Origin of the sequence: Halolactibacillus miurensis, from assembly GCF_900116255.1 — a bacterium.
GTDB classification, from domain to species: domain Bacteria; phylum Bacillota; class Bacilli; order Bacillales; family Amphibacillaceae; genus Halolactibacillus; species Halolactibacillus miurensis.
This window is the reverse complement of sequence record NZ_FPAI01000048.1, coordinates 1-10,727: the sequence shown is the minus strand read 5'-3', so window position 1 is coordinate 10,727 and position 10,727 is coordinate 1. Positions and strand designations below refer to the sequence as shown.

Annotated in this window: 7 protein-coding genes; all 7 read right to left on the bottom strand. The window is 39.6% G+C overall.

Annotated elements, in window-relative coordinates; translation table 11 throughout:
- Nucleotides 1–94: 94 nt before the first annotated feature.
- On the bottom strand, nucleotides 95–1,537 hold the full coding sequence (locus BM390_RS14980; protein ID WP_062323871.1) for a glycogen synthase: 1,443 nt from the start codon (nucleotides 1,535–1,537) through the stop codon (nucleotides 95–97).
- An 18-nt stretch (nucleotides 1,538–1,555) separates the two neighbouring features.
- Nucleotides 1,556–2,668 carry a glucose-1-phosphate adenylyltransferase subunit GlgD gene (gene glgD / locus BM390_RS14975; protein ID WP_062323870.1) on the bottom strand — a complete coding sequence of 371 codons (1,113 nt, stop codon included), beginning with the start codon at nucleotides 2,666–2,668 and terminating at the stop codon, nucleotides 1,556–1,558.
- Nucleotides 2,665–3,792, bottom strand: coding sequence for a glucose-1-phosphate adenylyltransferase (locus BM390_RS14970; RefSeq protein ID WP_089855728.1), 1,128 nt, complete (start codon nucleotides 3,790–3,792; stop codon nucleotides 2,665–2,667). The genes glgD and BM390_RS14970 overlap by 4 nt, the downstream gene beginning before the upstream one ends.
- Before the next feature lie 40 nt (nucleotides 3,793–3,832).
- Nucleotides 3,833–5,989, bottom strand: a complete 2,157-nt coding sequence (gene glgX, locus BM390_RS14965; protein WP_089855725.1) for a glycogen debranching protein GlgX — start codon at nucleotides 5,987–5,989, stop codon at nucleotides 3,833–3,835.
- A gap of 35 nt (nucleotides 5,990–6,024) precedes the next feature.
- The gene (gene glgB / locus BM390_RS14960) at nucleotides 6,025–7,941 is read right to left on the bottom strand and encodes a 1,4-alpha-glucan branching protein GlgB (RefSeq protein ID WP_177220745.1); all 1,917 of its coding nucleotides are present in this window, start codon (nucleotides 7,939–7,941) and stop codon (nucleotides 6,025–6,027) included.
- A 604-nt stretch (nucleotides 7,942–8,545) separates the two neighbouring features.
- The gene (locus BM390_RS14955) at nucleotides 8,546–10,072 is read right to left on the bottom strand and encodes a sensor domain-containing diguanylate cyclase (RefSeq protein WP_089855721.1); all 1,527 of its coding nucleotides are present in this window, start codon (nucleotides 10,070–10,072) and stop codon (nucleotides 8,546–8,548) included.
- A gap of 160 nt (nucleotides 10,073–10,232) precedes the next feature.
- On the bottom strand, nucleotides 10,233–10,727 hold a 495-nt coding region (locus tag BM390_RS14950), incomplete at its 5' end, for an RNA-guided endonuclease TnpB family protein (protein WP_143103206.1).

Below are 10,727 nucleotides of genomic sequence, written 5' to 3'. Positions count from 1 at the left end.
ATATTTAGAAAGAAAAAGGTGCTAGTGAGTAATTTTAGTGAGCAATCTCTATCTCACTTAAAATCCCTTCACCAACACCAAATATTATACAACCTTAAATCAGACGACCTTCATGTTCATCGCTGCCATCTACTATTTCATACACCCGGTAATATTCTTTTGACTGCTGTTCCCAGTCAAAGTTTGCCGCAAAGGCTTGTTTGACAAAGCCGTTGAAGCGTTCAGGTTCTTCATCATAAATACGTTTGGCTCGTTTAATTTGCTCAAACATTTGGTGGGCATTGTATTCATTGAAAATAAAACCATTACCTTCGTCTGAACCTTCATCAATATGCGTGATTGTATCATTTAATCCACCCGTCCGATTCACGACAGGCAGTGCCCCGTATTTAAGTGCAATAATCTGACTTAACCCGCACGGTTCAACCCGTGATGGCATTAAGAATAGATCACTAGCCGCATAAATATTTGAAGCAAGCGCATTGCTGAAAGTTATATGAATCGATGTTTGCGTTGGATAACGATGTTGAACATATTTGAAGAATTCTTCATAATGGTAATCACCTGTTCCGAGCACGATTAGTTGAATATCTAACGCCATTAATTCTTCAATCATCCGCTGAACTAAATCAATGCCTTTTAGTTCCACTAAACGAGAGACCATACCGATGGTAAGCTTATCTGGATTCAGTCCTTGTTCTTTCAAAAACGCGGCTTTATTTTTCTTTTTCCCAGCTACATCTTGGTAAGGGAAAGGTAAAGCTTGATCGGTCATTGGATTAAAGATATCATAATCAACCCCATTTAAAATACCGGTCATCTTCCATTTCACATCACGAATAACACCATCTAAGCCTTCACCAAAATAGGCGTGCTCAAGTTCTTTCGCATACGTTGGTGAGACAGTCGTCACATAATCAGCATAGTAAATACCCGCTTTCATAATGTTAATCGCGCCGTTAAATTCTAATTCTGAGGTGATATCTGCTGGATACAGGCCTAACACCTCATATAAGGTTTCTGCTCCGTAAACCCCTTGATATTTAATATTATGGATCGTTAATACCGTTCTCACATGATGACCACAACCAGCTTGAACTTGTTTTTTCAACAACATCGGAATCGCCGCTGTTTGCCAATCGTTACAATGAATGATGTTTGGACAAAAGTCGTACTTTGGAATAAATGACAGAATCGCTTTTGAGAAGAACAAGAAGCGTTCCGCTTCATCGAAATAACCGTATAGACCTGGTCGACCAAAGTAATAATCATTTTTAATAAAGTACCAAAACACATTATCATGCTTTAAATAAAATAATTCACACTGTTGGTGACGCCAATTTAACTGAACAGAGAAATCACCAATCTTCGTCATTTTTCGCTTGTACTCATCTGGAATATCTTGATAGAGCGGCATAACCGCTCGAATATCGACATTGTTTTTCTTTAATGTCTTTGGTAACGCACCCGCGACATCACCCAATCCGCCGCTTTTTGCAAACGGAAAAGCTTCAGACGTTGCATATAAAATTTTCACTTATTTTTCGCCTCCTTGTTACGATCGTTTTTGAACTAAGATGGGTTCTCTCGTTGTGCTCGTAATAAATTCGCCTTGTTTGACAACGGCATTTTTATCTAAAATAGCATTGACAACGACCGCATCTTTTTCTACAACAGCGCCCTGCATAATCACGCTATTTTTTATTTTGGCCCCTTCATGAATGGTCGCATTACGAAAGACAATACTATCTTCAATTGTCCCGTTCACTATCGCGCCACTGGCGACGAGCGCCTTCTTCACATGCGCTTCTTTACCGTAAACAGTTGGATGATTATCTTTTGCTTTTGTATAGACTTTTCGTTCTTGTTTAAACAATTCTTGATTGACCTCACACGTAAGTAGATCCATTGAGCAGTCAAAGTACGCCTGAATGGAATTAATAATTTTCACATAGCCCGGTACATTATAAGCTTTTACTTTGTAGTCATTGAGACATTGATCAACGAGTTCGATGAAATCAACGAGTCCACGTTTTTCTGCTTCGTCTAAAATCTCCATAAAGAGCTTGCGGTTGATGATAAGTGAATCAATGAATGGTTCACCGTCTTGTCGTTTATCGTTACTGTAAACAATCTCTTTCACATCATTACCTTCAACGACGAGCCGTACTTCTCTATTTTGAATTTCTCCATCATAATTATCTTTATAAAGTAATGTCATGTCTGCGTTATTTGTTTCGTGTTCATCAAGAATGGCTTTATAATCTATATTACTGATGACATTGGTTCCACTTAAAACAATATGTTCAACGTCACCTGAGAGTCTATTGAAAAATTCTCTATTATCAACAAAGTCTTGAATCGAAATGCGACTGACTTTACCAATCTTAGCCGAGCGGTCACCTTGTAAAATAAGTAAGTCATTACTTTTTCGACTTAAGTTCCAATCTTGACCCTGTTTTAAGTGATCAACGACAGACCGGTAATTATATGAACCGACAACCCCAACATATAAATCTTGTGCCATATTGACCAAGTTTGACAGCGGAAAGTCAATGAGACGGTACTTTCCTCCAATCGGAATCGTATGAATACTTCTATGTTTGACGAGCGCATCCAAGTCGAGTTGATTTGAGCTATTAATGATCACGCCGGCGATTTTTTTCATGATTGGCCCCCTCCTACGTGTAAGGTTATTTTGCCTTCAGTGCTCCCTACTGTTTCGCCCGATTCGACCGTCACATCATCTGCGACAATCGCTCGTCTGACAACGGCACCGCTTTTTACGGTCGCATTACCAAAGAGGATCGCATCTTCAACGATTGCGCCTTCTTCGATTACAACATCATGAGCTAAGACAGAGCGTGATACCCCGCCATTAATATAACAACCATCCGCAATTAAGCTATTATAAACGTCAGCTTTTTCACCGACAAAGTGTGGATCGCGGTGCTCGTTATTAGAGAAGACACGTAAGTAGTCACTCGTTAAATCAAGGTCATCACGGGTATCAAGTAAATCCATATTTGCATGATAGTAACTATCGACTGTCCCAACATCGCGCCAGTAACCATCAAAGGTATAAGCATATAAACGCTTGCCCTCTTCGAGTAATGTCGGAATAACATCATGGCCAAAGTCTTTAGTGGACGCTGGGTTTTGATGATCTTTTTCTAACGCTTCTTTTAACACAGACCATTTGAAGACGTAAATCCCCATTGAAGCTAAGTTACTTTTGGCGTCTTTCGGTTTCTCTTGAAATTCGGTAATTTTAAAATCTTCATCTGTATTCATGATACCAAAGCGGAACGTCTCTTCCCACGGGACGCGACGCACACAAATCGTCAAGTCCGCATCTTTATTACGGGCTTCTTCAATCATCGGGCGATAGTTCATTTGATAAATGTGATCCCCAGATAAAATGACCACATACTCTGGGTCATACATCTTAATAAATTCAAAGTTTTGGTAGACAGCATCAGCTGTTCCGCGGTACCATTCAGCGTGATCTTCACGCATGTACGGTGGGAGTATATACGCACCCTGATTCACCTTATCAAGCGCCCAAGCATTACCATTACTAATGTAACGGTTTAATAAAAGTGGCTTATACTGTGTCATAACCCCCACAGTATAAATCTCCGAATGAAAACAATTACTTAAACTAAAGTCAATAATTCGGTACTTTCCCCCGAACATCACACCTGGTTTTGCATTCTCTCTTGTGAGTGCTTCTAGTCTTGTCCCTTGTCCTCCAGCGAGTAGCATGGCAATAGCATTTGTTTTTTTCATCTGAATTCCTCCCCCGTTGTTGTAAAATAATCTATATCACTTACTCATCGTTACCATCAGATCGATAATGAGCAAATAACACACATACACTGCGTCCTTTCACTTCTAAGTGAGTCGATTCTAACACCGCTAGGTGTTCTTCTTTTACCACTGATTTTTTCGTTGGTTTAGCTGTATCTACGTGTTTTTGCCAGTGATAACCTTTGGGTAACACAGGTAATTCAATGATATGGTCATCCCAGTGACTGTTAAAGGCGATGTAACTATAATCATCATAAACACCGGTCTCATCACGCCCACTAAACATCACGCCTATCACACGTTCTGCTTCCATGTCCGACAAATACCAAGCGTTCACGCCATGTTTCGAATAATGAGGATAGCCACTTCGTGACGGTTTCGTTTGCGAGCGCAAAATCGGATGTTTTTTTCTTATATCAATCAAATGTTTAACAAATGTCATCATGTCTTTATTTTCTTCTAAGTAAGTCCAGTCGACCCATGAGATTTTGTTATCTTGACAATAGGCGTTGTTGTTGCCTTGTTGCGTACGTAAAAATTCATCCCCTTGAGAGATCATCGGTGTCCCGCGACTCATTAAAAGTAACGTAAATGCATTGCGTATCATTTGGTGACGGAGCTGTAATACGTTTTCGTTATCCGTCTCACCTTCAATACCGCAATTCCAAGATAAGTTGTGATCATCACCGTCGGTATTGCCCCACCCATTTGCTTCATTATGCTTGTCGTTATAGCTGTACAAATCATAGAGCGTAAACCCATCGTGACATGTAATAAAGTTGACACTCGGAGAATTTTCACGTCGGCGCGGGGAATAAATATCAACGGAGCCTGCGATACGATCACAAACTGTATGAGCTAAGCCGGCATCACCCTTTAAAAAGGCTCGAATATCATCTCGATACTTACCGTTCCATTCAGACCAGCGGTTCCAATCGGGGAAAGAGCCGACTTGATACAATCCTCCCGCATCCCATGCTTCTGCGATGAGTTTGACATTGGCTAGCACCGGATCGAACGCTAAATTTTGTAATAGTGGTGGGTTATTCATCGGCGAGCCGTCTTCATTACGACCAAGAATCGAGGCTAAATCAAACCTAAAACCATCTACGCGGTACTCAATTACCCAGTGTCGTAAACAGTCAATGATCATCCGCCTCACAATCGGGTGATTACAGTTTAACGTGTTGCCGCAACCACTAAAGTTAAAGTAATGACCATCTGGTGTCAGCATGTAGTACACACTATTATCAAAGCCTTTTAAATTAATGCTAGGGCCTTGTTCATTTCCTTCGGCCGTATGATTAAAAACAACGTCGAGTATGACTTCAATCCCGTTATCGTGCATTTTTTTCACGAGTTTTTTGAGTTCTGTTCCTTCATGATTGTACTCATGATTGGAGGCATAAGCGGTATTGGGCGCAAAAAACGATAACGGATTATATCCCCAGTAGTCATAGAGTTTTTTTCCATCATGATGTCTCATCCCGCTCATTTCATCGAATTCAAATATCGGCATGAGTTCAACCGCATTAATACCGAGCGATTTTAAATAAGGAATCTTTTCAGCTAGTCCACTAAAGGTTCCAGAGTATTCAACGCCAGAACTTTTATCTTTAGTAAAGCCTCTAACGTGTAACTCGTAGATGATGAGGTCTTCCATCGGTATAAGCGGGGCACGCGATTTTTTCCAATCAAAATCACTCGCCACGACTCTCGCCCGGTAGCTCATCCCGTAATCAGGCTTTTTTCCCCACTCACTTTGCCCACTGACAGCTTTAGCGTAAGGGTCAAGTAACACATTCGTGTCATCAAAGATATGCCCTTTTTTCGGGTGATACGGTCCATCAACAAAATAGGCGTATTCAATCTCTTCGATATCTAAACCGAACACAATCATGGAATAAACATTCCCAACCCGATAAGCTTCTGGAAACGGTAAGATCACAAACGGTTCTTCGGCACGACGTTTATAAAGGGCTAATTTAAAACTTGTCGCATGTTTGGAGTGAACAGTAAAGCTCACACCTCCTGGAATCACCGTTGCACCAAATTCATCAAAAAAACCAGGACGTACTTTAAAACCATTAACCTCATCGATTGGACCGAGTCGTTTCATATATTGTTCCAGAAATAGAGAATAGGGTTTCATCAATTTTGTACTTTTCTTCGTCATGTGTCATTCCCCTTCAAATTCAAAGTCTACTATGTCTATTTCTTCTTTCTCGCTGCTTTTTTCTTTTTTATGACTAAACCTTCTAAAGCACCAATTGGCAGCAAGATCGACTGATCTTGTCCGTGCATCGGTATTTCTTCTGTTTTTATATAGCTGTAGCGTTTGATACGGTAAGGCGCTTCTTTTGTCGTGAACATCACCCGGTACTCACCAGGTGTTTCAACGCCTACACGAAAGTCATTATATTCTACAGGCGTAAAGTTTAGAACAATCGTCACGCTCTCATCTGTTGATTTTCGTTCATAGATATAAATCGATTGATCGCGATTATCCGCATCCATCCACTTAAAGCCTGCCGGGTCATGATCTTGTTCATAAAGGCTTTTCTCCTGCATGTAAAGTCGGTTGAGTAAACCATTAAATTGTCGATGATCTTCGTGCTTTTCATAGTCTAATAAGAACCATTCCACCGGCTCATAGTAACGCCATTCAATAAATTGACCGATCTCATTTCCCATGAAATTTAACTTCTTCCCGGGATGGGTCATTTGATACAACATTAACAGTTTGAGTGTTTTAAATTTATCTTCATAATCACCGACCGGCTTATCAATGAGCGCTTTTTTACCGTGGACAACTTCATCGTGAGAAAACGGTAAAATAAAGTTTTCACTGTAACCATAATGCATGGAAAAAGTAATCTTATCATGACTCCCTTTTCTAAAAAGTGGGTCGAGTTCAACATAATCCAGCGTGTCATTCATCCAACCCATCTTCCACTTATAATTAAAGCCTAGTCCGCCCTTGTCTACCGGATGTGTGACCATTGGCCAGCTAGATGATTCTTCTGCGGCCATAATCGCAAAGGGATAGCGTTCAAATATCGCGAGATTTAATTCTTTTAAGAATTGAATACCCCATAAGTCTTCGTCGCCCCCGTGTTCATTTTTATACGGCTGATGATCGAGACCGAAATTCAAATGTAGAATCGATGTCACTCCATCGACGCGAATGCCATCAATATGAAACTTATCAAACAAGAAGCACGCATTCGAAATGAGGAAGTTACGTACTTCGCTTTTATAAAAGTTAAACTTTTTCGTTCCCCACTGTGGATGATCAATGTCGCCGTAAAGCTCTGTTCCGTCAAAATACATAAGCCCGTGTTCATCCCGGCAGAAATGCCCTGGCACCCAGTCGAAAATAACACCGATACCGGCTTTATGACATTCATCAATCAAGTACATAAGATCGCTCGGATTACCATACCTGCTTGTCATACTATAGTAACCAGTGACTTGGTATCCCCACGACCCATCAAAAGGATGTTCTGATAAGGGGAGAACTTCAATGTAGTTGTAATGCATTTCTTTTAAATAAGGAATCAGTTCATCTGCGATGTCACGATAATTATAAAAGCTGGATGGAGCAACCGATTTAAAAGCTTCATTATCAAATTTCCCGACTTCTTTCATCTTCCATGAGCCAAGATGCAACTCATAAATATTTACCGGTTGATTGTAAGGGGTAAAGTTTTGCCGTTTCTCTAACCATTTGTCATCTTGCCACTCATATGTATCTAAATCAAAGACAACCGATGACGTCTCTGGTCTAACTTCTGAATAAAAAGCAAACGGGTCTGCTTTATAAATCGCCCGACCATCAGGTAAAAATAATTTATATTTATACACTTCACCTGTCGTAATACCAGGAAAGAACTTGCCCCAAACGCCTGTATCTGTCACTTGTTCCATCGGATCACTGGTATCGTTCCAAAAGTTAAATGTACCAACGAGCGAGACACGTGTCGCGTTCGGCGCCCAAACTAAAAAGAGGACACCTTGTTCACCGTTGTAAATGAATGGATGCGCGCCAAAATAATCATAACTATTATAAAGCTCACTAAGATGATAACGTTGTAACTGGTCTTTTACTTCATTGGATAACTGCATAAGATCCCCTGCTTTCATTTGTCTTTATTTTCGACATGTTAAATCTAACGACGTTAAACAAATACGAGGCAACTTTTGACAACTTGTTCGTCTATTCCATCACTTTTCATAAGAAAATAGTCTTGTTTTTTGCCACTTATCTAAATTGTAAAACAATTCAAGCGTAAGTACAACGATAAGTTGGATATTAAAGTTATTTTAACAAGTATTTAACACACTTATTTCACAAAATAGTAAAAAAACTTACGTTCATTTTCTTAACAAAACAAACGCCAGGAGCTCGAGCATACCTTAGGTAAGAAGCTTGCACCTTATCGCTTATATTAGTAGTCTATTCCCTTTTTAACTTACATGAAAACGCTTAAATTTTGATTCGATTGACAAAAGTAATGACTTTTATCACCCCCTTATTCCCATCTAAAGTCATTAACTTATATGGTTATTAAAACCTAATCCATTACTGGGCATTATCCCTTCGTTTAAAGAGCTTAGAGCATTATCTAACAGCTAACAGTTTAAAAACGCCATAAAAATACCGCGCCATCAAGATTTTTCTTTTCTTGATGGCGCGGTATTTGTCATTTAGTTTACATTCATCTAGTGATTATGCTTTAGAAGATTGTATCACGACGCGATTACGTCCTAAACGTTTTGCTTCATATAGCGCTTTGTCCGCGCGTTCAATTGTGTGAATAATGTGCTCATGAGGTACTGTGTCCGTTAGACCAATACTGATCGTTACATGTCCAACAGTAGGCATCACTTTTTTCTCAATCGTACGTCTTAATATATCTGCCACAATTTTCGCATGCGCGAGTGATGTCTGAGGGAAAAAGACCACAAATTCCTCTCCACCGTGACGAGCAAAAATCTCACTGTGGTCAAGCACCAAAGTCATCTGTTGAGCTAACGCCACTAGTACTTCATCCCCTACATTATGACCATACGTATCATTGACATGCTTAAAGTGATCAATATCTAAAATCATTAAGGCATGTTTTTGTTTGCTTTTTATGTGCTTCTCGACAAGTTGATTAAATTTATGACGATTGTACAATCCCGTAAGGGGATCACGGGTGGCCAATGTGAGAATGGCTTGTTGTCGCTGATATAACACATACAACATCAACGCAATTAGTAAATAGACCACAGTTGAGGTTATAATCATAATCCGGCGTGTCGACACAATGGCTTTATATTCTCTAGCCGGCATAACAAAAGTATAATACCCGACTGATTGTTGTTGAATATTTAGTGTTTCAAGATAAACGATAAGGTAATTCTCACCTTGGAAATGAAACAACTCGGTGAATGATTCTCGGCTGTTTAAATTTGGTGTGACTGTTTGTTGATACGCATTGAAAAAGATTGGATTATCAAACAATTGTTGATTAATGTTGAGCTGTGTTTGATAGACGTCCTTATCAACCACATATTGATCTGAGACAGCCGATAATTGATAATGACTTTGTTCATCAGCGAACACTGTTGTTTCCATCACCTCACGGTCCAAAATAAAACCAATAACCGTTGTTGGATACATGTCATTTAAAATATTAATAATACTTTTTAGTGAAATCGACACTTCCACACTACCGACATGGCTATCATTATGATACAGCGGATAAACAAAACGGTAGCCATTGAAAATACGCCCTTCTTCAAATCCTGTCACATAGCGCTTGTCAACATTAGCAATACGAATGGACTCTCTCACATCGAATAGGTGATCGCCAAACTTATCTTTCGCATGCATTCTTAAGAAACTCTCACCATCTTTTAGATGAAAGTGCAATTGCCTGAATTCATAGCTATTAGAAATATTATAAATCGTTTCAAAAGAACGATATAATTCCTCACGAATCACCGCCTTCTCTATGGTACTCGCTTCATTAGCCTCTGCTAATCTTTCTGTGACTTCTTCTGTGTTGACAATCGTTTCAAAAATAAAATTCGAAAATTGTTCATATGAAGAAGTGACTGATTCAATTGAGCGTGAGAGTAATTGCGCTCTTGCGTCGTTATATTTTTTTGCGTTATTACGATAGCTGTTATTGATAATTAACAATGTCCCTAGCCATACGGCAGTGATAATTACGCCAATAACGACTAACATCCGGCCTTTTTTCATTCGTTAAACTCCTTTAGCTCATGAGGTACTATTCATTATATAGGAAAATATTACCCATTGAAATGGCTGCGTGTCTTTTTTTGAACTACTCCACCTTAATTTCTTACGAAATTTGAAGATGGAGATTCCTAAGAAGACCAACCTAACGGTCAGTTATGGATTAGGCTATCCCCGAAGTCCCTTCGGTTAGAAGTCTTATCGCTTCAGCTTCAATATTTTTACTTGCGTTCAGATCTCTATCGTGATGGGTGTGACACGTTGGACATTTCCATTCACGCAAAGCAAGATGCTTAACGTCTTTATTTCGGTAGCCACAGCAAGAACATAGTTGGCTCGAAGGGAAGGTTTTTCCTACTGGCACCACCTGTTTCCCGTACCATTTTGCCTTATATTCAAGCATTGAACGAAATTCTGACCAACTGACTTCGCTAATCGCTCTTGCGAGCTTATGATTCTTTATCATATTTGACACCTGCAAATCTTCAATACCTATGATGTCGTGGTTTTTGACAATATCGGTACTGAGTTTGTGCAGAAAATCCGTACGTGCATGTTTAATTTTTTCGTGAATACGGGCAACTTTCACTTTTTGCTTTTGATAATTTTTTGCTTCGTGCAACGGCTTGCCGTCTTTCTTTGCCTGTTCGTATCTGCG